Source organism: Nocardioides sp. zg-1308 (assembly GCF_013155375.1).
GTDB lineage: Bacteria > Actinomycetota > Actinomycetes > Propionibacteriales > Nocardioidaceae > Nocardioides > Nocardioides renjunii.
Genome location: NZ_JABJQY010000002.1, coordinates 526100 through 546977, shown reverse-complemented (window position 1 = coordinate 546977; position 20878 = coordinate 526100). Strand labels below are relative to the sequence as shown.

Annotated in this window: 21 protein-coding genes; 8 read left to right on the top strand and 13 right to left on the bottom strand. The window is 72.2% G+C overall.

The features are described 5' to 3' along the window. Positions 1–12: 12 nt before the first annotated feature. Genes HN031_RS04390 through HN031_RS21850 form a run of 6 tightly spaced genes read right to left on the bottom strand, consistent with a single transcriptional unit; the run spans position 13 to position 4945 of the window. A complete protein-coding gene (locus HN031_RS04390) occupies positions 13–684 on the bottom strand; it encodes an acylneuraminate cytidylyltransferase family protein (protein ID WP_322423220.1) in 672 nt (223 codons plus the stop codon). Continuing rightward, the gene (locus HN031_RS04385) at positions 681–1724 is read right to left on the bottom strand and encodes an RNA-binding protein (RefSeq protein ID WP_172266860.1); all 1044 of its coding nucleotides are present in this window, start codon (positions 1722–1724) and stop codon (positions 681–683) included. The genes HN031_RS04390 and HN031_RS04385 overlap by 4 nt, the downstream gene beginning before the upstream one ends. Continuing rightward, positions 1709–2713, bottom strand: a complete 1005-nt coding sequence (locus HN031_RS04380; protein ID WP_172266857.1) for a glycosyltransferase — start codon at positions 2711–2713, stop codon at positions 1709–1711. Before HN031_RS04380 ends, HN031_RS04385 begins: the two co-directional genes overlap by 16 nt. After that, a complete protein-coding gene (locus tag HN031_RS04375; protein WP_172266854.1) occupies positions 2714–3259 on the bottom strand; it encodes an acyltransferase in 546 nt (181 codons plus the stop codon). It lies immediately after the preceding gene. A gap of 28 nt (positions 3260–3287) precedes the next feature. Continuing rightward, the gene (locus HN031_RS04370) at positions 3288–4151 is read right to left on the bottom strand and encodes a glycosyltransferase (protein WP_172266851.1); all 864 of its coding nucleotides are present in this window, start codon (positions 4149–4151) and stop codon (positions 3288–3290) included. 2 nt (positions 4152–4153) lie between these two features. After that, positions 4154–4945, bottom strand: a complete 792-nt coding sequence (locus HN031_RS21850) for a class I SAM-dependent methyltransferase (RefSeq protein WP_172266848.1) — start codon at positions 4943–4945, stop codon at positions 4154–4156. Positions 4946–4996: 51 nt separating this feature from the next. On the opposite strand from HN031_RS21850, the gene HN031_RS04360 reads away from it, so the two are divergent. Both HN031_RS04360 and HN031_RS04355 read left to right on the top strand, forming a co-directional pair. After that, positions 4997–6004 (top strand): glycosyltransferase family 2 protein, encoded by a 1008-nt coding sequence (locus HN031_RS04360; RefSeq protein ID WP_172266845.1) that lies wholly within the window; start codon positions 4997–4999, stop codon positions 6002–6004. A gap of 53 nt (positions 6005–6057) precedes the next feature. Next, a complete protein-coding gene (locus tag HN031_RS04355) occupies positions 6058–6858 on the top strand; it encodes a hypothetical protein (protein ID WP_172266842.1) in 801 nt (266 codons plus the stop codon). Here the strand turns inward: HN031_RS04355 and HN031_RS04350 are convergent. After that, a complete protein-coding gene (locus tag HN031_RS04350; RefSeq protein ID WP_172266839.1) occupies positions 6836–8713 on the bottom strand; it encodes an ABC transporter ATP-binding protein in 1878 nt (625 codons plus the stop codon). The genes HN031_RS04355 and HN031_RS04350 overlap by 23 nt on opposite strands. Positions 8714–8768: 55 nt before the next feature. Here HN031_RS04350 and HN031_RS04345 point away from each other — a divergent pair, with 55 nt between their 5' ends. From HN031_RS04345 to HN031_RS04335, 3 genes are read left to right on the top strand one after another with little or no spacing between them, the layout of a single operon-like run. Then, positions 8769–9854 (top strand): glycosyltransferase, encoded by a 1086-nt coding sequence (locus HN031_RS04345; protein WP_172266836.1) that lies wholly within the window; start codon positions 8769–8771, stop codon positions 9852–9854. Then, positions 9851–10774 carry an alpha-1,2-fucosyltransferase gene (locus HN031_RS04340; RefSeq protein WP_172266833.1) on the top strand — a complete coding sequence of 308 codons (924 nt, stop codon included), beginning with the start codon at positions 9851–9853 and terminating at the stop codon, positions 10772–10774. Before HN031_RS04345 ends, HN031_RS04340 begins: the two co-directional genes overlap by 4 nt. Before the next feature lie 5 nt (positions 10775–10779). Next, entirely contained in the window at positions 10780–11640 is an 861-nt protein-coding gene (locus HN031_RS04335) for an alpha-1,2-fucosyltransferase (RefSeq protein WP_172266830.1), read from the top strand. A gap of 3 nt (positions 11641–11643) precedes the next feature. On the opposite strand, the gene HN031_RS04330 is transcribed toward HN031_RS04335, so the two are convergent. Together HN031_RS04330 and HN031_RS04325 are read right to left on the bottom strand one after the other, a co-directional pair. Then, the gene (locus HN031_RS04330; RefSeq protein WP_172266827.1) at positions 11644–12291 is read right to left on the bottom strand and encodes a WbqC family protein; all 648 of its coding nucleotides are present in this window, start codon (positions 12289–12291) and stop codon (positions 11644–11646) included. Beyond that, complete coding sequence (locus HN031_RS04325; protein ID WP_172266824.1) at positions 12288–12908, bottom strand: PIG-L deacetylase family protein; 621 nt, start codon at positions 12906–12908, stop codon at positions 12288–12290. The genes HN031_RS04330 and HN031_RS04325 overlap by 4 nt, the downstream gene beginning before the upstream one ends. 63 nt (positions 12909–12971) lie before the next feature. Here HN031_RS04325 and HN031_RS22170 point away from each other — a divergent pair, with 63 nt between their 5' ends. Further along, positions 12972–14198, top strand: coding sequence for a glycosyltransferase (locus HN031_RS22170; RefSeq protein WP_172266821.1), 1227 nt, complete (start codon positions 12972–12974; stop codon positions 14196–14198). Here HN031_RS22170 and HN031_RS04315 read toward each other — a convergent pair. The 3 genes from HN031_RS04315 to HN031_RS04305 are packed head-to-tail and all read right to left on the bottom strand — an operon-like array spanning position 14173 to position 18091. Then, positions 14173–15237 (bottom strand): glycosyltransferase, encoded by a 1065-nt coding sequence (locus tag HN031_RS04315; RefSeq protein WP_172266818.1) that lies wholly within the window; start codon positions 15235–15237, stop codon positions 14173–14175. The two genes, HN031_RS22170 and HN031_RS04315, sit on opposite strands and share 26 nt — an antisense overlap. After that, positions 15234–17078: a glycosyltransferase gene (locus HN031_RS22165; RefSeq protein WP_216652047.1), complete on the bottom strand. Its 1845-nt coding sequence runs from the start codon at positions 17076–17078 to the stop codon at positions 15234–15236. The genes HN031_RS04315 and HN031_RS22165 overlap by 4 nt, the downstream gene beginning before the upstream one ends. A 26-nt stretch (positions 17079–17104) precedes the next feature. Beyond that, on the bottom strand, positions 17105–18091 hold the full coding sequence (locus HN031_RS04305) for a DoxX family protein (protein WP_172266815.1): 987 nt from the start codon (positions 18089–18091) through the stop codon (positions 17105–17107). Between the two features lie 39 nt (positions 18092–18130). Between HN031_RS04305 and HN031_RS04300 the strand changes: the two genes are divergently transcribed. Beyond that, complete coding sequence (locus HN031_RS04300; protein WP_172266812.1) at positions 18131–19177, top strand: acyltransferase; 1047 nt, start codon at positions 18131–18133, stop codon at positions 19175–19177. A 3-nt stretch (positions 19178–19180) separates the two neighbouring features. On the opposite strand, the gene HN031_RS04295 is transcribed toward HN031_RS04300, so the two are convergent. Continuing rightward, positions 19181–19660 carry a DUF1707 domain-containing protein gene (locus tag HN031_RS04295; RefSeq protein WP_172266809.1) on the bottom strand — a complete coding sequence of 160 codons (480 nt, stop codon included), beginning with the start codon at positions 19658–19660 and terminating at the stop codon, positions 19181–19183. Positions 19661–19896: 236 nt separating this feature from the next. On the opposite strand from HN031_RS04295, the gene HN031_RS04290 reads away from it, so the two are divergent. Beyond that, a complete protein-coding gene (locus tag HN031_RS04290; protein ID WP_172266806.1) occupies positions 19897–20724 on the top strand; it encodes a hypothetical protein in 828 nt (275 codons plus the stop codon). Positions 20725–20878: the final 154 nt, after the last annotated feature.

Here is a 20878-nt window from a genome sequence, read left to right as displayed (position 1 = left end):
CGGGCACTCCGCTCAACGAGGGGCGAGCAGGCGGGTCACGAGCGCCACGTCGAGCTCGGTGTCGATGTCGACTCCCTCGTCCTCGGCCATCACGAACAGGCCGATGCGTCCGCCGAGGCGGTTGTCGTGCTGCTCGTAGACCTCGGTGCGGGTGAGGTAGAGCGACCCGGTCTCGCGGTAGCGGCGCATGTCGTCGGTGAGGTCCTGGCGTCGCGGTCGCGCCGCGACGTCGTACGCCGCGGTGGGCGGGTCGCCGGCCCGCCAGATGAACGGCGGCTGCTCGACGACGCCGACCATCGAGTCGACACCGGTGTCGGCGAACTCCGCCAGCGCCCGCGCGAGCGTGCCCTCGTGCCGCACCGGTGACGTGGCCTGCAGCAGCATCACCGCGTCGGGCCGGCCGCGCTCGGCCGTCACCCGGTCGATGGCGTGGCGCACCACCGGCTCGGTGGGCGTGGTGTCCTGGGCGAGCTCGTCGGGGCGCAGCCACGGCACGCGCGCCCCGGCCGCGCGGGCGACGTCGGCGATCTCCTCGTCGTCGGTGGAGACCAGGACGTCGAGGCCGGGGACGGCGAGCGCCTGCTCGATCGTCCACACGATCAGCGGCTTGCCGCCCACGTCGAGCAGGTTCTTGCGCGGCACGCCCTTGGAGCCACCGCGGGCCGGGACCACGCACAACGTCACGACGCGGCCTCCGTCACCAGGTGGGCGATCCGGCGGGCGGGCTCCTGCGCGGGACGGTCGGGTGCGGGGGTGGGAGCGGTGCCGAGACGGTGCATGGCATAACGCTCCCAGAACTCGCCGAGCCACGCGGGCGGTCGGGGGAAGTCGACCCAGGCGTCGCGCCCGCGGGCGGCCGCCTCCAGGACGCCGGTGGAGAAGACGCTGACGATGGGCGCCTCGAGGTCGACGAGCGGGACACCACTGGTGTCGACGCGGATCCCGGCGCGGGCGTAGGCGGCGAGCACCGTGCGGGAGGTGACGTCCTTCTCGGACGGGTGCGGACGGTAGACCGCGTGGTGCTCGCGGCACGTGGCCAGCGCCGCGTGGGCGAGGCGGGCGCGCGAGACCTCCGCGGCGTGCCCCTGACCGAGGTAGGTGAGGCTCCCGCCGCCGGCTGGGCCTCCCTGCGCACCGCTGCTGCCCGCGTCCCAGAGCAGCTGGCTGCCGGTCGCGGTCACCGTGACGTCCTGGCGACCCGACGTCCAGAAGGCGCCGTCGCGGTCGGTCCACGCCAGCAGGTGCGCGGAGCGGGGAAGGGGAGGGGCGAACGGCGTCAGGGCACCGTGCTGGGCGACGAGGAACGACGCGTCGCGCTCCTCGGCGACGGCGAAGGCGGCGGCGCCGATCCCCGTGTAGTGGCCCGCCGCCAGCACGGCGCGGGGCGCCACCAGGCCGGACAGCTCGGGGAGCGTCGCGGTGCGGCGCCGGTGCGCGGCGTACGCCGGCGGCGGCTGCCAGCCGACCGGGACGACGACCGCCGTCCGCTCCGGCGCGAGGTGGGCCAGCGGGGCCACCACGGCCCGGTCGACGCTGGTGTGCGTCGCCTCGACGGCGACCAGGACGTCGGCGTCGGGTCCCGGCGTGAGGAGGTCCACCAGGTCCTCGGGTGCCGGACGGACGCGTGCGCGTGCGCCGCGGACCGCGCGGCGCACGGGGTGCCGCGACTCGTGCCAGCGCCGCCAGGCGACGAGGTCGCCGGGGTGCCTCAGACCGTGTCCCACGAGGCCTCCAGGACCGCGACGCGGTGGTCGAAGGTGTGCTCGGCGAGCGTGCGGGCGCGTGCGGCGGCGCGCAGGGGGTCGCTCCAGGACGGGTCGCCGACCACCCGGTCGCAGAGCTCGACCAGCTCCTCGGCGGTGGTGAAGGCGAGGACCTCGGCGCCGGGCTCGTAGAGCGTCGCGACGTCGGTGCGGTCGACCAGCTCCACCGCACCCACCCCTGCTGCCTCGAAGGTGCGCATCGTGAACCCGTCCTGGTCGCCGTGGAGGTTGAGCGTGGCGCTCGACGAGGCCATGACGTCGTAGGCCTCGGCGCGGGTCAGGTCGCGCCCGGCCGGGACGGCCGGAGTGCCGACCCGCCACGTGCGCAACCGGTCGACCGGGTGCGAGGACCAGTCCCGTCCGTAGGCGCGGACCGGGACACCGTGGTCGTGCAGCAGCGTGAGGACGTCCTCCCGCGTGGGGTAGCGGGCGCCGACGAAGCTGACCTGCTGCCGACGCACGGGCGTCGGCGAGGCCACGAGCCGGTGGTCGAAGGCCAGCGGCAGGTGCCGCGAGTCCAGTCCGGCGGCCTCGAGGTCGACGTCGTCGAGCGCGGAGTACGTCGCCAGGGGACCGACGCCGGCCAGCCGGTCGGCGGTCCAGCGGGTGCGCCGCACCTCGTCGTAGAGCCACGTGATCCGGGGCAGCCCGCCGACGGCGTCCCAGAACTGCCGGCCGAGGGTGTCGCCCTTGACCACGACGACCGCCTGCGGCCGGGCGCGCGCCACGGCTGCGGCTGCCCGGCCGGTCTCCTCGCGCGCGAGCCGGCGCAACGAGCCGGCGCCGATCCGGCGCGGGAGCTGGTGCCGCACCTGGTGCCACGTGCGGCCGACCACGCCGCCGTGGTCGTCGTAGACGTGGGTCGCGACCTCGTGGCCGCGCGCGGCCAGCGCCGCGGCGATGGAGGAGTGGTAGCCGTGGAAGCCCGGGCTGACCAGCAGCACCCGCACTCAGCCACCACCGACCGGGCGTGCCGGGATGCCGACCACGGTCTGGCCGGGCGCGACGTCGCGGGTGACGACCGCATGGGCACCGACGGTGGCGCCGTCGCCGATCGTCACGCCGCCGAGGACGACGCAGCGCTGCCCGAGGAACACGTCGTCGCCGATGTGGATCGGGCCGGTGCTGTGGACCGCGTGCCGGTCCTCGCCGTCGTGGTCGGAGGACGCCACGAGGACCCCGTCGGCGACGACGCAGCGGGAGCCGATCGTCACCGGGTCGAGCGCGTGGAGGTGGACGTCGTGACCCAGGTAGGTGTGGTCGCCGATCCGCAGCTCGCCACCGCCCGGCTCGCTCGCCAGCCAGGCGCCCTCGAAGACCGAGCAGCCGGCACCGAGGTGGATGCGCTCGACACCCTGGAGCTTGTGCGGCCGCACCACGACCGTTCCCTCTCCGATGCTGCCGAACGACCGGGAGTAGAGCAGTCGCGTGAGCGCCTGTCCGGACCGCCAGCGGAGGCTGGGCCGGGCCTCGGTCAGTCGCCGCGCGAGGGTCACACCGGTCACTGTAGTGAGCCGGAACCGGTCAGGGAGCAGGACAGCCCAACCGCCGAGCCTCGGTGAGCTTCCCCGCCTCGAACGCCATCAAGGTCAACCACATCCGGCGAGCGTCGCCGCTCCCACGCCACGGGAACCGCCTGAGCAGCAGCAGCTCGTGGTGCGCCCGCCGCAGGGCGGACTTCGGCACGACCTCGGGCGGGCGGAACTTGGCGTAGAGCGTCGCCGTCCCCCGACCCGAGTTGTACTGCTGGCGCAGCACGCCGCGCAGGTCGGTGCGGATCCGGTAGTGCAGGAGCGCGTCGGGCACGTACGCGAACCGGTAGCCGAGGTCCCACGCTCGCCAGGCGAAGTCGATCTCCTCCGCGCCGGCGGGGAAGCCCTCGTCGTAGCCGCCGACGCGCTCCCACACCTCGCGGCGCATCGCCGTGTTGCCGCCCAGTCCGTACGTCCGGCCGCCCCAGGTCTCGTAGAGCCCGGTGCTCAGCTGGTCGATCGGGACCCACCCTGCCGACGGGCCGGAGAGGGAGACCGTCTCGGCGGGGCCGCTGGCGAGGTGGTGGACGTCCAGGGCGTCGGCGAACGCTCGCACCCAGGTGGGGGCCACGACGTCGTCGGCGTCACAGATCAGGATGCGGTCGGTCTGCGCGCGCTCGATGCCGACGTTGCGTGCCACGGACACGCCCCGGCCGCGGGAGGCGTCGACGACCCGCACGTCGAGGCGGTCGGTCCACTGGTCGACGGCACCCGCCAGGTCGTCCGTCGACCCGTTGTCCGCGACCACCACGTCGAACGCAGGTGTGCCGACCTGGTCCGCCAGTGCCCCCAGCTGGTGCCCGATGACGTGGGCGGCGTTGAAGGTCGGGATGACCACGGAGCAGGTGGCGGGCACGGCTACCGCTTGGTCAGCGTGGCCAGCCCGGCCCGGGCCCGCTTCGCGAGCGGGACGGCCGCCGGCGGGAGGTACTTGATCCAGCGGTACGACTCGTGGTGCACCGGTGACAGCACCAGGAGCTCCCCGCCAGCGACGGACTGCGTCTCGGACGTCCACCACGGGGTCTCCCGAGCGATCCCGCTCAGGTAGGGCGTCGGATCTCCCCACGTTGCGTAGAGCTTGTTGGGGCTCAGGACGATCGGGCGGAGCCCCTGGTTGGCAACCGCTTCCCAGACGGCCGCGGCGACGCCGGGGGTGTGGCCGGCTCGGTAGTCGTCGAACGTCACGACTCCGGCGGTCCCCAGGAGCTGCTCGGCAGCCACGACGTCATGGCGCACGTGCTCGAACAGGTGCGACGCGTCGACGTGGACGAACCGGCAGCTCCCCGGGGCGACGTGGTCGACGATCCGTTCGCTGAAGTCCTGCAGGACGTGGGGAAGGTCCGGGTGCACGCGCGTGTAGTTCGCCTCGAACGCCTCTCGGCTCAAGCCCGGGTAGGACTCGGCGTTCTCCCGCACGTTGGCCGTGTCGCCGGCTTCCGACTCGAACAGGTCGACGACCGTGAGCTCCTCACCGTTCTCGAGGAAGCCTCCGAGGAGCACGGCCGACTGACCCATGTAGACGCCGAGCTCGGCCAGGTTGCCCGGCCCGGAGATGGCCCTGCCCGGCCCGAGGAACCATCGGAACAGCTCGCGGTCGATGGCATCGAACCACCCCGGGATGGCGTCCAGGTCCTCGTCGGTCACTCGCACGCCGGGCAGTGTGGCACACGAGGAGCCGCCCGGGGCGGTTAACCTGTGGCGGTGTCCACGGCGCTGGTGCGAGTCGCGCAGCAGGCCAAGCACCGGTCGATGCTGCTGCTGAAGGACGCCCGCGCCACCCGCGACGCGGCCAGCCGACTTTGGAGCCCGGCCGGTCGCGACGTGCGTCGGAGGGTGGCCCGCGGCATGGTGCTGCCGACCGCCCCACCACGCCGCAAGGTGCCCGGTTCGGTGTGGGCCGTCGCCATGGTCAAGAACGAGGCCGACGTCATCCTCGGAACGCTCGACCACCTCCGCCGGCAAGGGGTGGACGGCGTCCTGGTCGTCGACAACGGGTCGACCGACGGCACGCGCGAGCTGCTGCGTGCTCAGGAGGACGGCGCGTTCCTCTTCGTGGGCGACGACCGCGAGCCGGCCTACTTCCAGGCCCCGAAGATGCAGCTGCTCGCTCGCTGGGCCGCCCGACGTGGGGCGGACTGGATCGTGCCGTTCGACGCCGACGAGTGGTGGTTCGGCGCCGACGCAACGCTCGCAGACACCCTCAGGACCTCGCGCGCCCCGATCGCGTCCGCTGTGATCCACAACGTCTTCCCGTCCCCCGACGCGCCTCCTGCGTCCGCGCGCGAGTCGACCCGCTGGCGCGTGGACACAGCGCCCGCACGCCTCGAGAAGGTGGCCTACCGGACGCGCGCTCTCGCCGCGCTGCACCACGGCAACCACGGCGTCTCCCGGTCGGGCCGTGTCGTCCAGTCGCTCCGCATCCTGCACATGCCGTGGCGGAGCGAGGAGCAGTTCCGGCGCAAGATCGCCAACGGGGCCGCAGCCCTGCAGCTGGTGGGACCGCGCGGCGGCGGAGCCGGGGGCGACCACTGGCGAGACCTGGGCGCGTCGTCGTCGGACCGGCTCGGCGCGATCTGGAGGGACATGCTCGAGGGGCACGGCCACCCCGAGCTGGAGTGGTCCCCGGCCGGCGAGCTGCGCCCGGTCGCGCTGGACGCGTGGAGCCGCGAGTGGGACCCCGACGCGATCCTGGAGCCCGGGTGGGACTGACAGCACTGGCTCGTGAGGCCAAGCACGGCGCATTCGTCGTCCGGAAGAGAGGGGTGCGACGCGCCAAGCAGCTCAAGTTCGACGCGTCCACCGTCGCCTTCAGGCACGTGGAGCGGGTGAGGCCGTACGCGTACCGACCGGCCCGCTACTCCGGGACGTTCCTGTCGCGAGACGTCACGCCGGAGGCACCGAGCCAGTTTCCCGCGCGTGCCTTCGTCGTGTGGACGGGGGACAACGACATGTCGCCCAACAGGCAGGCCAACGTCGATCGGATACGGACCCGCATCGGCCTGCCAGTCGAGCTGGTCACGCCTGCGACGCTGCCGCGGTGGATCGTCAGCGGGCACCCGCTCCCGGAGGCCTACGAGCACCTGTCGCTCATCCATCGCTCCGACTACCTCCGCGGCTACCTCATGCACCACCACGGCGGCGCGTACGTCGACGTCAAGGAGCCCCTGGGGTCGTGGAGGCCGAGCTGGGAACGGATGAGCGCCGACCCCGAGGCATGGGTGACGAGCTACCGAGCCAGCCACGCCAACTGGATCGGGAAGCTGCGCGGCCGCCTGGGCCTCGACATCCTCGTTCACTACCGGCTGATGTTCGGCAAGGGCGGCTTCATGATGCGATCGCACACGCCGCTGACCGCGGCCTGGCTGGCGCAGATGGATGCCGTGCTCACGAGCAAGCAGGAGGCGCTCGCCCGCCACCCGGGTGGTGTCTTCGGCGACGACGCCGACTACCCGGTCTCGTGGACCGACCTGCTGGGCCGGATCCTCGACCCGTTGACGCTGAAGCACCTCGAGCACGTCCGTCACGACGACCGGATGCTGCTCAGGTTCGAGGACTACCGCTGACCGGTTCGGCGGGAGCATCCACGCCGGGGACGTCGAGGGACCCCAGCTGCACGAGCCGCGCGAACGTCGCGTTCGTGGCGCGCACCTGCTCGAAGGTCCCCGAGGTGGCCACGCGTCCGCTCTCCATGAACACGAGGCGGTCACAGTGGCGGACGGTCGACAGGCGGTGCGCGACGACCACGACCGTGACCGACCCGTGCAGCCCCTCGATCGTCTCGGTGATGCGGCGCTCCGTCTCGTTGTCGAGCGCCGACGTCGCCTCGTCGAGCACGAGCAAGGACGGGTTGCGGTAGAGCGCCCGCGCGATGCCGATCCGCTGCCGCTGCCCTCCTGAGAGCCGCATGCCCCGCTCGCCGGCGGTGGTGTCGAGGCCATCGGGCAGGTCGGCGATCAGGTCGTCGAGCTGGGCTCGCTTGATCGCCTCCTGCAGACGGCCTGCGTCCAGCTCCTCGTCGAAGGCGATGTTCTCGCTGATGCTCGTGTCGAGCAGGGTGACCTCCTGCGGCACGACGGCGAGCTGCCGCTGCCACGCGGGCAGGTTGTCGAACACCGAGACGCCCCCGGCCGTGATGTCGCCTGCTGTGGGGAGGTGCAGTCCGAGCAGCAGGTCGACGAGGGTGCTCTTCCCCGCTCCGCTCATCCCGATCACCGCCAGCGAGGTGCCGTGCGGGATGTCGAGGTCGACGCCGGCGAGGACCTCGACGTCGGGGCGGTCCGGGTAGGCGTACCTGAGGTCGGTCATGGAGACGTCGCCCGACGGGACCTCTCGCGTGACGACCCGTGCCGTCTCCTCCGTGGTGTGGGTGCGCATGGCGCGGCTGACGCGGACCAGGTGCTCGAGCGGGGCGTGCGCGTAGCGCACACCGGCGAGCGCGCTGATGAGACGGACGGAGCTCGGCAGCACCCGCGTCCCCGCGGCGACGAAGAGACCCAGCAGGACAAGGCCTTCCTCCGCGGACCCGCCCGTCGTGGCGACTGCGGCGAGGACGCCGATGCCGAGGACGAAGACGATCTCGAGGAAGTAGGACGGGATCGAGGTGAGGATCGACGCCCGTACGTCTGCGTCGGCGCCCTCCGCGCTCTTCTCCCGGAACTCGTCGACGAAGGCTTGGTGGGCGCGACGCAGGCGGATCTCCTTGACGGCACTCAACGACTGCAGGCTCGACTTCGACACGGCCTGCGAGGCCGTCCGGGTCGCCTCGCCCGCCGCTTGGATCCTGGGACGGATGACGCGCTGCACGATGAAGGCTGCCACGCCGAAGTAGGCGGCTGCCGCCATGGCGATCACCGGGGAGATCAGGAGAAGGGAGCCGAAGACGAACAGGATCGTCATGAGCTCGGTGAGGACCGACAGCGCAGAGGTCAGACCACCCGAGTAACCCATCGACACCGCTCCCTGCACGGTCCAGAGCTTGTCGCCGGTGTTCTGACGCAGGTGCCACGAGTACGGCGCGGTGAGATAGCCCTCGAGCAGGGCGGTCGAGATCTTGACGTTCTGCGTGGCCATGAAGCGCAGCTGCCACCGGCGGACGACCAGGGCGGCGATGTCCTTGACCACGAACGTCCCGAAGATGATGAGGGCGATCGAGAGGACGAGGGTCCGTGGCGACGGGTCCCCGAGCAGGTCGCTGACGCGGCCGAGGGCTCCGGAGTCGAGGGGCTGGCCGGTGACGTACTGCATCATCGGCAGCATCGCGACCACCCCGAGCATGTCGAGGAGGGCGAGCACGACCGAGAGCACGACCGAGAGCACGAGCCGGCGTCGGGTCGGCTGGTCGATCAGCTCGCCCGTCCCGGGCGGGAACCCGAGAAGGCCGGCCAACCTCTGGAGCGGTCTTCCCGTCAGGCTGAGCACGAGGACAGTTTGCACGGTGGGTCCGCGCCCCGTGGGTTCCTGCTTGAATCGTCGCGTGATCCGCTTCATGGCGCCCGACCTGCCGACTCCCAGCGGCGGCATCAAGGTGATCTACCGCTACGTCGAGCACCTGAGGGCGCTGGGCCACGACGCGCGGGTGTGGCACGGAACCCCCGGGTTCGCCTACGAGTCGTGGGGGTCGACGGCCCCGGTCGACACCGGCGTCGAGCTCGACTTCGCAGCCGGTGACGTCCTGGTCATGCCGGAGACCGGCGGGTCGAAGTGGGGCTTCCTGTCCGAGGGGCAGCCCGTCGTCATGCTCTGCCAGGGGATGGACTTCGTGTTCGCCAGCTCGGACTTCCTCACCGACGAGCCCGGCGCCTACCCCGGCTGGCCGCAGGCCACCGCGGCGATCGCGGTGTCGGACGCCATCCAGACGTTCCTCGAACGGGCGTGCCACCCCGGCTTCCCGATCCACAACGTCCCGGTGCAGATCGAGGACTGGTTCACGCCGTCACCGAAGGAGAAACGCATCGCCCTGATGCCACGACGGCGCCGGGAGGACCTCCTGGGAGCGGTGCAGCTCGTCCGGCGTTCGGGCCGGCTCGCCGACTGGGAGATCGTGCTCATCGACGGCATGACGCAGCAGCAGGTGGCCGAGGAGCTCGGTCGAGCCGCGATCTTCCTGTTCGGGGCCGAGCGCGAGGGCGTCGGCCTGCCGGGCGCAGAGGCCATGGCGTCGGGGTGCTACGTCGTCGGCTTCACCGGCGACGGTGCGAAGGAGTACATGCGTCCCGAGCACGCGTCGGTGATCGCGGACTCCGACGTCGTCGACATGTGTGACCGCACGCTCGAGGCGATGGAGTGGTTCGAGCACGACCGGTCGCTCTTCGACGAACGCGCCGCCCGCGGGCGCGACTGGGTCAGGTCGCGGCACAGCGCAGGGCTGGTGAGGGAACGCCTGGGCGTCGCGTTCGAGGCCATCACCGCGCCCGGCTCCACCTCGCTGCTGCCCGATCCAGTGACGCTCCGGCACTACCAGGCGCACGCGCCCGCCACCGACGTGCTCAACCGTGCGCGGGTGATGGCTCGCCGCACGGGCCGACGGGTGCTGGACCGGCTCGAGGCTCGGCGCCGATGAACCCCGCCGGGACCGTCAAGGCGCTCGCGCGCCGTACGGCCGAGCCGGCCCTGGACGTCGCGAGACGCCGCCTCGGCAGACGGATCGTCAACTGGACGCCTGAGTTCATGGGGTTCGGCAACCAGCTCTACCTCTGGGCGTGGGCGCACGCGCACCGCGACGAGCAGCCCTCGCCGCGCGTGCTCGTGATCGACAAGATGCGCTACTGGGTCCCGCACTTCCCGGCGGTCCGCCCGTGGCTGGTGGAGCCGACTGACGTCGGTGTGCTCGACCAGCGAGCGCACCTCTGGGCGGACCCTGTGGCGCACGCGGGGGACCGCCGCGGCTACACCGACGCGAGCCGTGCCGCGTTCATCGCGGACTGGCTGCTGTCGGCGCCCGCCCTGTCGTCCGTACGCGACTCCGAGCTCGCGACGGGCGACGTGCTCACCGTGAACGTCCGCCGCGGCGACTACTACAGCAACCCGCACCACCGTCCCGAGTTCGCCATCGACCTCGCCGCCTACCTGCGACTCGCCGTCGAGGGAGCACTGGAGTCCGACGGCGCTGTGCGCCGGATCCACGTCGTCTCCGATGACGTCGCGTGGTGTCGCCGACGGCTGCCGTGGCTGCGCGACATGGCGCCCGACGTCACCTTCCCGGCAGCGGAGGACGGCCCGATCGACAACTTCCGCGACGTCTGCTCGTCCCGACGCCTCGTCATCTCCAACTCGACGTTCTCGATCTGGGGAGCGGCCGTGGCCGCCACTGCGCTGGGGAGCACGAGCGTGTGGGCGCCGGCGTTCTTCCAGCAGCGCTACGGGCCGGGGCGGTGCTACGAGTACGACCAGCAGTGGAGCTTCGTCGACGACCTCCCCGGCGGCTGGCAGCCGGACTGGGTCCTCGCCGGCGAGGACCATCCCGCGGCGGACGTGGGCTGACCGGCATGCACTGGCGCGCACGCAAGGCCTTCGACCGCTGCCAGGACCGGTGGGTCCGCCGCGGTCCCCGCACGGTGCTGTGGACCCAGCCGACCGCCCACCTCGGCAACTTCCTCTACGACTGGATGCACGCCTGGGACATGCGCCGACGCGGCGCGGACGTCGTCTGCCTGCGGACGCCGGCCATGGACAGGTGGCTGCCCGTCTTCGGAGCGGCCGCGGCCGAGCTGGTCGTGGACGCGCGCGACGTACGCCTGACGGACCGGCGTGAGAAGGGGCTGCACAACGAGTTCGGTCCCCACTTCGACGAGCAGGACCTGGCCCGGTTCATCGAGGGGTTCCTCGAGCCCAGCGGCATGCTCGACCTCGAGCGGGTCCCGACGGCGCTCCGTGCCGGTGAGCAGGACGTCGTGGTCAACGTCCGTCGCGGCGACTACGTGAGCAACGAGGCCAACTGGCGCAACTACGGCTTCGACGTGGACGACTACCTCCGCGTCGCCCTCGCCCGCAGCGTCGAGGTGGGCGGTCCCGTCGGGCGCATCATCGTCGTGTCTGACGGCATCGAGTGGTGCCGGCAGCACCTGTCGTGGCTCGCCGGGCACTGCGAGTCGCTCCAGTTCGAGGACACCGGGCAGCCGCCCGAGGTGCACCTCGCCGTCCTGGCCCACGCGTCCCGGTTGGTGCTGGCGAACTCGACCTTCTCCTACTGGGGCGGGTACCTGAGCGCGTGGCGGTCCCGTCGACCGGAGCAGGTGGTCGCGCCGTGGTTCCACATCCGTACGGACCTCGGCGGAGCCGCGTGGCAGCTGGACCCGCGGTGGAGCATCGTGCGGGACATCCCGACGGGTTGGGCGCTCCCCGACTGAGGATCAGTGCGGCGCGGCAGCCTTCGCCACGATCTCCATGGGGTCGTCGACGTCCATGAGGACTGTGACGATCGAGTCGCCGGTGGTCTTGTGGTGGTCGGAGAACTCCAGGCCGATGCCGAGCTCGCGGAACTTGGCCTGCGCCTCGTCGCCGAGGTAGTCGCGCGCCCCGGTGCCGGACAGGTACGACGTCGCGCCGACCGTCTGCAGCTGCTCGAGCACCCGGTCGGCGGCCTTCTCCTGCGGCGGGTCGGTGACCACCACCTCGGTGGTGATGCCGAGGTGGTCGCGCATGGCGAGGATCAGCTGGTGGTTGATGTCGGCGAGGTTGTGCGAGTCGACCGCGTGGATCATCGCGAGCACGTCGTCACTGCGGTCCTTCCAGTGCCGCGCCCCGCGGTAGCGGCCGGTGATCGAGCTCTCGAGGTGGTCCTGCCAACCGGGCTTGACGATCGTCTCGTTGATGGGGATGAGGTGCGGCTTGGTCTCCAGCGGCAGCGTCACCCACGACCCGCGCATCATCACCCGGCGCTGCACCCAGTGCTTCTGCAGCTGGTCGTGCACGGCGAGGACGAAGCGGTCGCTGTTGAGCATCTTGAACCAGAAGCCCGGCCACGGCAGCAGGTCCGGCTGGTGGATCGCGACCTTCACCGGCGCACCGTCCGCACCAGCGCGTACTGCTCGGCGTAGGGGACGAGCCGCACCTGGCCGAGCGCGCCGGCGATCTGGCGCACGCTGTTGATGGGGTGGACGTCGGTGGGGATCTCCGACTGGTAGGCCTGGCACGCGGCTTCCTTGGCGGTGATCTGCTCCTCCGTGAGGGCCTCGAAGACGTTCCAGCGCAGGTCGGTCGGGTAGAGGTTCACGTCGTAGACCGCGATGTCGTAGACGTAGACGCTCGGCGGGAACCAGTGGTCGAGCGACATCGAGACCCGGCACGAGCGCATGCCGGCCTCGTAGACCGCGATGTGGTCCTGGTGCAGCGAGGGGTAGGGCAGGTAGAGCTCCTCCGGCTTGAGCTCGGCCATGATCTCGTCGATGGCGCCGACCATCTCCGTCATGTGCTGCGGCGTCTGGCCGTCGGGAAAGTCCAGCTGGCGCGACTCGGCGACGCCGAGGATCTTCATCGCCTCGACGTGCTCGCGGGCGCGGACCTCGCCGCTGTCGGTCATCACCACCACGACGCACTCGTCGGGGTGCTTGGCCATCAGGCCGCCGCACCCCATGGCCTCGTCGTCCATGTGGGGGGCCAGGATCAGCCGCAGCATCAGTGCTCCTTCGTCGGGACGGACGGAAGTCTAGGTGGCGGAGGGTCTGGGAAGATGCGGTTCGTGACTCGTCCCCGCGTGGTGCTCATCAGCATGTACGTCGGTCACGAGGGCGTCCCGCACGCAGGTGGTCGCTACCTGCTCGAGCTGCAGCGCCTGCTCGACGACGAGACCGAGCTGACGATGCTGACCGTCGGCAACCGGCTCAACCACGAGGCAGCGACGAGGCCCGGCGTGCCGCGCACCCTGCTGCTCCTCGGCCACGAGAGCGGCCGCGGCCTGCTGGGCAAGGTCCTCAACCGGGCGGTGCTGACCGCCGACACGAGGTGGCGTCGGCGCGACCCCGGGGCGCCGTCCCTGCCGTTCGTTCTGGGCCTGATGAGGTCGCGGCAGGCCCGGCGGGCGATCAGGGACGCCGACGTGATCGACCTGCAGTACTCGGAGTCGATCCGGCTCGTACGCCTGCTGCGCCGCCTGAACCCCCGGACTCGCATCACCGGCACGTTCCACGACGTGATGAGCCAGTCGTTCTCCCGGGAGCCGCAGCACACCCCGGAGGACCGGCGCTACTGGGGCGGGGTCGCCGCCCGGTCACGCGCCCACGAGCGGGACATGATCCGGCGCCTCGACGAGGTGCTCGTCTTCAGCCGCAAGGACGCCGAGCTCCTCGGCGATCCGCCTCACACCGTCGTCCACCCGCCGCTGTCGGTTGGGGACGAGCCGCCGCACCAGCCGGCCGCAGAGCCGGTCGTCGTCGTGGTGTCCTACCTCGCGCGCGACGAGAACAACAAGGCCGCGCTGTGGACGATCGACACGGTCTGGCCGCACGTGCGGTCGGCGCGGCCGGACGCCGTGCTCCGGTTCGTCGGGGGTGGGGCGACCGACGAGCTCCGCAGCCGGGTGGCGGGCCTGCCTCCCGGCAGCGGTGTCGAGCTGGCGGGCTTCGTCGACGACCTCAGCGCGGAGTACGCCGGCGCCGCCGTCGCGCTCGTGCCCGTGCTGCAGGGCGCCGGGGTGAAGTTCAAGACGGTCGAGGCGCTGTGCCACGGCGTACCGGTGGTGACGACGACCGTGGGCGCGGAAGGGATCGAGGGCGACGACCTGTACGCCGGGACGAGTGACGACCCGGCCGTGTTGGCGGAGCACGTGGCGCGGGTGCTCGACGACGGGCGGCCCGCGCAGTCACGGTCCGACACGGCGCAGAAGTGGGCCCAGCAGACCTACGGCCGCGACCGGTTCGCCGAGACGATCCGGCGGACCTGGGTCAGACGAGGCCGCGCTCCCGCATGACGTCCGCGAGCTCGGTCCACATGTGTCGCGCGTTGAACGTCGTGGCGACGCTGGCCCGGGCCGCTGCCCCCAGCCGTCGGCGCTGCTCGGCGTCGCTCCGCAGCTCGGTCAGCACCTCGCGCCATCCGTCGGCGTCACCCTCGTCCACCAGCCGCGAGTCGACACCGTCGGTGAAGAAGTCGCGCATGGCCCGGGTGCCGGTGACGGCGACACAGGCACCCGACGACGCCGACTCCAGGGCGACGCTCGAGCCGGTCGGATAGGCCAGGTCGCGAGTCGGTACGACGACGACCTGGGCACGCTGCAGGAGGGCGCGGTAGGCCGTGAGCGGCACGACGCCGTGCACTCGCACGTTGTCAGGCACGGCGAGGTCGGCCAGGTTCTCCGGCTTGCAGACCACGTCGAGCACCAGGTCCGTGCCGCGCACGGCGTCGAAGAGGGTCCCGTAGTCCCGACCACGGTCCTGCCCGACGGCCAGCAGCTCGACGTCACGCGGGCCGTCGCCGGGAACGTAGAACTCATGGCTGACGCCGTAGGTCACCGGGAAGAGCCGGTCCTCGCTGATTCCGAGGTCCGTGAAGATCTCGGTCTCGTGCCGTGACAGGTGGGTGATGAGGTCCGCCCCGTCGAAGCGTCGCTTCAGCCGCTGCCGCTGCGCGGGGTCAGCCGAGCGGATGTCATCGGCGAGCCAGCAGGACCACACCACCAGCGGCGTCGACCCGTAGGGCGGCACCTTCGCGCGGCGCAGCCCCGCTGCTGCTGCGCCCTGCTGCTCGAGCAGCGCGAGCACCACGTCGCTGCGGCGGGCCTCGCCGATGCCGCGAACGGCTCGCTCGACCGGGAAGCCGGCGCGGTGCTCGACGGCGTCGCGCCACCGCTTCCAACGGGATGCGGCGGATCGCCGGGAACCGGTGAGCGTCCACCCGAGGTCGGCGAGTGCGTCGACGCCGTAGGGCAGTGGTGCCGGCACCTCACCTGCCCGGAACCGCTCCTCCCAGGCGTCGAGGTCGTGCTCGGACAGGATCAGTGCCTTCGTCATCGTCGGCCCCTGATCAGCGACAGCTCGGTCCGGGCGACCTCGAGCGGCCGCAGGTCCCGCCCGGTCGCCCGCCGGGCGGCGTTGACGAGGAGGTTGGCGCCGGTCGCCGCGGTGAGGGCGGCCTGCAGGGCCCGGCGCGAGCCCCACGTGTCGGCGTACGTCAGCATGCCCTCGACGAGCCACCTGCGCCGAGACTCCGACGGGGACGAGCCGCCGCCGGCGTGCACGACCGTCGGGAAGCACAGCGCGACGACGGCGACGCCGCGCTCGCGCAGGCGTCGTTGCAGGTCGATCTCCTCGGAGTTCATGAAGTAGCGCTCGTCGAAGCCGCCGACCGCCCGGAAGTCCTCCATCGGGATCCACATGGCGGCGCCCACGACCCAGTCCACCTCGACCTCGGCGCGACGGGCCCGCACGTCGTGGCCGACCGCGCGGTGCCACGCGTCGGTGCCGCGGAAGCGCGCGAGCGGTGTCAGCCAGGCGGCGACGTGGTGCCGGATGCGCGGGAAGTCGCGTCCCACCCACGCCTCCTCGCCGTGCTCGTCGACCATCCGCGGCGCCAGCACCGCCCTCGGGTGCTGCCGGGCAGCGGCGACCATGTCCGCGACGAACGTCGGCTCGAGCGTGAGGTCGCTGTTGAGGACCAGCAGCGCCTCGCCCGTCGCCGCAGCGGCGCCGGAGTTGACGTTGGCGCCGAAGCCGCCGTTGGCGGCGCGGCGGACGATCCGGACGCCGGCCGTCTCGGGGAACGGCGTGGGGGAGGCGTCGTCGGCGACGATCACCTGGACCGGGTGCGTCTGGGCGGCCAGCTGGTCGACGAGCGCGAGCGTCGGGGCCGGGTCGCCGTGGTGCGGGACGACGACGCTGACCGTGCCGACCGTCGCCGCCGGGGCGTCGCGCACCCAGGCCGCGTCGCCGACGCGTCGCCCGGCCACGGCGGCGGCCTCCACCGCCCACGCCACGGCCTTGGGGCGGGCACGGTCGGGGAGGCGGGGCAGGAGCCGGTCGACCTTCCGGCCGAGCGCCGCTGCGTCCTCGCGCGAGCCGATCCGAGCCGCTGCGGCGTGGACCACACGGCTCCACGGGTCCCCGCCGGGTGCCGGGGCAGTGGTGTGCGTGCCGGGGTGCCGCTCCTCGAACGCGACGGTCGAGGCGCCCGACGTGAACGCCCGCGCCGCCCGGCTGGCCGTGTCGGGAGCGGGGCCGCGGTGCTCGACCTCGAGGTCCGGGTCGATGACGATCTCCACGCCCGACTCCGCCAGCCGGAGGCCGAGCTCGGAGTCCTCGCGGTAGCCCATCGCCACGTCGAAGCCGCCGACCGCCTCGTAGGCGGCCCTCGGCACGGAGTTGCACGCGGCCCAGTGCCGCCACCGCTCCGAGGCCGGTCGCGCGTAGGCCTCCGCGAGCAGGCGCTCGTTGGCGGGACGGCCGTACGCGGTGGCGTACGGGGTGTCGGCGAAGACGTCGCGCGTCATCGACACCAGTCCCAGCGGAGGCGCCCCAGCGGGTCGGGACCGGTGGTGGGCCAGGTGGCCCGCCAGGAACCTGGGCGAGGGCGTCAGGTCGTCGTCGCAGCGGACGACGATCTCGCCGCGCGCCTCGGCGTAGCCGGCGGCCAGCGCGGCCGCGACCCCGCCGCCGTCCCCCAGGACGATCCGGAGCGGCACCCGGTCGGCGTACGCCTCGAGGACGGCACGGCTGCCGTCGACGTCACCATCGAGGACGACGACCACTTCCCACGGCTCGGCGAGGTCCTGGGTCGCCAGCGCGTCGAGCAGCACCGGGAGCCGGTGCGCCCCACCGCGGGTGGGCACGACGACGGAGAGCGTGGGGTCGGGCACGCGACGATCCTAGGAGCCGGTGCCGGTCACTCGGCCGGACTCGGCTGCTCGGCGACCGCGTCGAGCACCTCGGCGACGAAGGCGGTGACGGACGTCTCGCCGGCCACCGGCCCACCGGCGAGGAGGCCGTCTGCGCCTAGGAGGACGGCCGAGGGGGTGCCGACCGAGAAGACGCGGCGGATGTTGAGCTCGGGCTCCCAGGCTGCGAGCTGGGGAGAGTGCAGCGACTGGGCACGTGCGGAGGACTCGTCAGGGTGGACGGCCACGACGCCCACAACCGGGTGCAGCGCGGCCGCCCACCCGTCCAGCCGCTCCGCGACCCGCACGCAGGGGCCGCAGCCGGGGTTGAGCACGACGAGCAGCCGGGCCTGCGTCGCCGTGAGCTCGGCGAGGCTCGCCGTCGTGCCGTCGTGGAGCGTGAGGGCGCCGTAGGGGGTGGCCTGTCGCTCGTAGTCGAGGAGGTCCTCGTCCGCCACCGGCGTGGAGGCTCCTCCGCCGGTCACCAGCACGGCGACCGCCGCCGCAGCCGCGGTGGCGAGCAGTGCCCACCAGCCGCCGGGGTCGAGCTCACGGACAGCGGACGGCGCGGACGCGCCGTCCAGCGCGAGCCACAGGGCGGTCGCGGCCAGCACGCACAGGAGCACGTTGCGGACGAGCGTGAGGCGGTCGACGGCATGGCGGCCGAGGCTGCCGAAGCACGAGCAGGTGACCGGCTCGTCGAACCCGAGGGCGCGAGCGACGACCCAGGTGTAGGCCAGCATGAGTGCCACCGTGGCGGCCGCGACAGGCACGAGCCAGCCGCCCGGCGCGACGAGGAGCAGGACGCCGAGCGCGATCTCGCACCACGGCAGCGCCGGGGCCAGAGCATCAGCGGGCACGACTCGCGGCACCCGGAGCGCGTCGAACGCGTCGCGGGTCGCCCGGCGGTCGCGGACCTTGGCGACCCCGCTCGTGACGAGCACGGCGGCCAGCGTCAGCAGGACCACGAGCGCTGCCACGGGAGCCGACGACATGGCCCGCATCGTACGGTCCGTGCTCCATAGTGGTGCCCCGTGGAATCCGTGGCCCCGACGAGCGCCCGCGACCAGTCCGTCGACGTGGCCCGCGGTGTCGCCATCGTCGCGATCGTGCTCGGCCACGTCGAGAGGGGCCTGGCCTCGGCCTCGCTGCTGCCGCTCGAGACCGCGCTCGGGATCGACCGACTGCTCTACCTGTTCCACCTCGCCACGTTCGCCTACCTCTCCGGCCTGTTCGTGAAGCGTGCGGTCGAGCGGGACGGAACGCGGCAGATGCTCACCCGGCGGGTGACGCTGTTCGTCTGGCTGTACCTCCTGTGGACCGTCATCCAGGGGACGGTCCGGGTCGCCGCGTCATCCGTCGCCAACACGCCGGTCACCGTGGGCGACGTCGCGCGTGCGTGGATACCGGAGGGACAGCTCTGGTTCCTGCCCTGGCTCATCGGCGTCACCGTCGTCGCGGCGACCACGCAGCCCTGGCGGAGCCGGGCGAGGGCCGCCGTCGTGCTCGGCCTCGCCGGGTTGCTGGCGGTGGCCGTGTGGGGCTTCGACCCGTTGTACGCCTTCACCCGCGGTTGGGCGCTGCTGTTCCCGTTCCTCATCGGCTGCATCGTCACGCAGTCAGGGCATGCCGCGCTCGCGCGTCGGCGCGGCGTCGTCGTGGCTGGGGCGGTGGTCGGCACCACCGTCTGGCTGTGGGTCGGACTGGCGTCCCTTCCCACCACTCCGACGACCGGCGGCGGCTCGCGCACGGTCGACTCGGTCCTGCTCGGCGTGCTGGGGTGCGGCGCCGGGACGGTCGCGACCCTGGCCGTCGCGGCCCTGCTCGCCCGCACGCCGGTCGCCGGACCCGTCGCCCTCATCGGGCGCAGGTCGCTGGAGATCTTCCTCGCGCACATCGTCGTCGCGTCGGGCACCCGCATCGTGCTGGTGCAGCTCGGGGTCACCGACCCGTGGGTGCACCTCGTGGCCGGGACGACGCTGGGTGTGGTCGTGCCGGTCGTCCTCGCCGTCGGCGCTGAACGCCTCGGGTGGACGTGGCTCTTCGGCCTGCCCCGGCGCCTCGACCGCGCCGTGGCGTGAGCGTCAGCGCTGCGGGTGTGCCCACCGGTAGAGGGCGACGAGCCCGGGCAGGAAGAGCGCCATCAGCACGATGCCGAAGATGCGGTCGCCCCCGTCGGAGCCGAACAGCAGGAACATCGAGCCGACGAACACGAAGGGTGACGTGAGGATCCCGACCACCCAGAACATCAGGCGGGGAAGGATGCCGCGCTCGGGCCGGGTCGCCCACGGCATCGCCGCGCCCGGTCCGGCCAGGCCGACCAGCACGTCGTCGAGGTCACCGTGCGTGCGCGCGGCCAACGCACGGGAGGTCCGGTCGTCCAGCTCGGCCGCGGTGAGCCGGCCCTCGCCGAAGGCCCCGTTGAGCACCTCGCACACCAGCTCGCGCTCGGCGTCCGAGGCGAGGCGCGCGTCGCGCACGGCCTCGACCCGAGCCGCGTCCGCGCTCTGGAGGTCCTCGTCGCCGGGACTGGCGCCCGGTGCCGCGCCGTGGGACGTCGTCATGGCGCAAGGCTAGGTCGTCGTCACGGTCGCCCGCAGGCGCTTGGGGAGGGCCCGGGAAGTTTCTCGCTCGGGACCAATCCGTTCCGCTTCCTGCACCGAAGTGAGGGGCGGAACACAGGGCGACCCGCAGTTTCGTCACCATCGCCGCCCACGATCGTTACCGTCGCGTTCATGACGACCGCTTAACGTTCCCTACGAACGACCTTCGACGAACCTTGGAATTGAGGACGACTCCCGTGGCCGATACCGGAACCACGCCCACCCTGAGCACGTCGCGGCGCGCCCTCGTCCGCGGCGCTGCATGGAGCGTGCCCGTGGTCACGATGGCGGCGACCGCTCCCGCCTTCGCCGCGTCGCCCTGCTCCGACCGGTACACGTACCAGCTCAACTGGGGTACGACGCCGTACTCGCGCACGAGCTTCCGTGCCTCGTCCGCGACTGTGTCGTCGCTGGACTCCTCGGCTGTGACGGTCTCGTTCGCCAGCGTCAGCTACAGCAACGACGTCGTCAACAACACGACCACGAGCAACAACCGCCCCGACCAGACGCGCAACCTCACGGTGCCGGCGAACACTGGCACGGGGACCACCCAGGACCCGGTGGTCACCAGCCTCGGCGGCCGTCAAGGCGAGCGCGGCGTGATGCTCTACCACGCGGCGAGCACGCCCGGTCGTGGGAATCGGCAAGAGGTCACCATCACGTTCTCCCGACCGGTGCGGGGCCTCAGCTTCTACGTCACCGACATCGACACGATCACCAACCCGGCCTACTCGGATCGGGTCGAGGTGCTTGCTCGCACGGGCACCGGAGCGATCGTCGGCTTCGCCAACGTCAAGGACGGGGTCACGGGCAACGGTGTCAATGGCGATCCGTGGCTGCGGGCCGGAGACAGCAACGTGGGTGAGAACGCCGGAGGAGCGCAGGTGCAGGTCAACTTCCCGACGACGACGACTGGCGCAGCAGACGTGAAGACCGTCACGATCACCTACTGGAACAATGCTGGCGGGACGCAGTACCACCGCGTCTTCCTCGGGGACCTGAACTTCACGGCGATCGGCTGCTGATCAGGCGCACGTGCCGACGCGGCACGGTGGAATCCGTGGTCCAGCCGGGTCGGTGACGGGTATTTCTCGTTACTGTCCCGTAACTGGCCGCGACCTACCGTCGTGACATCGAGCGACCGTGGGGGTCGCAGGAGTCACCGGGGGATCGCGTCAC

Excerpts from the sequence above, each read along its gene's own strand:
- HN031_RS04340 (WP_172266833.1), top strand. The coding sequence starts at position 9,851 with ATGAACCCCGCCGGGACCGTCAAGGCGCTCGCGCGCCGTACGGCCGAG.
- HN031_RS04335 (WP_172266830.1), top strand. The coding sequence starts at position 10,780 with ATGCACTGGCGCGCACGCAAGGCCTTCGACCGCTGCCAGGACCGGTGG.
- HN031_RS04325 (WP_172266824.1), bottom strand. The coding sequence starts at position 12,908 with ATGCTGCGGCTGATCCTGGCCCCCCACATGGACGACGAGGCCATGGGG.
- HN031_RS04315 (WP_172266818.1), bottom strand. The coding sequence starts at position 15,237 with ATGACGAAGGCACTGATCCTGTCCGAGCACGACCTCGACGCCTGGGAG.
- HN031_RS04305 (WP_172266815.1), bottom strand. The coding sequence starts at position 18,091 with ATGTCGTCGGCTCCCGTGGCAGCGCTCGTGGTCCTGCTGACGCTGGCC.
- HN031_RS04295 (WP_172266809.1), bottom strand. The coding sequence starts at position 19,660 with ATGACGACGTCCCACGGCGCGGCACCGGGCGCCAGTCCCGGCGACGAG.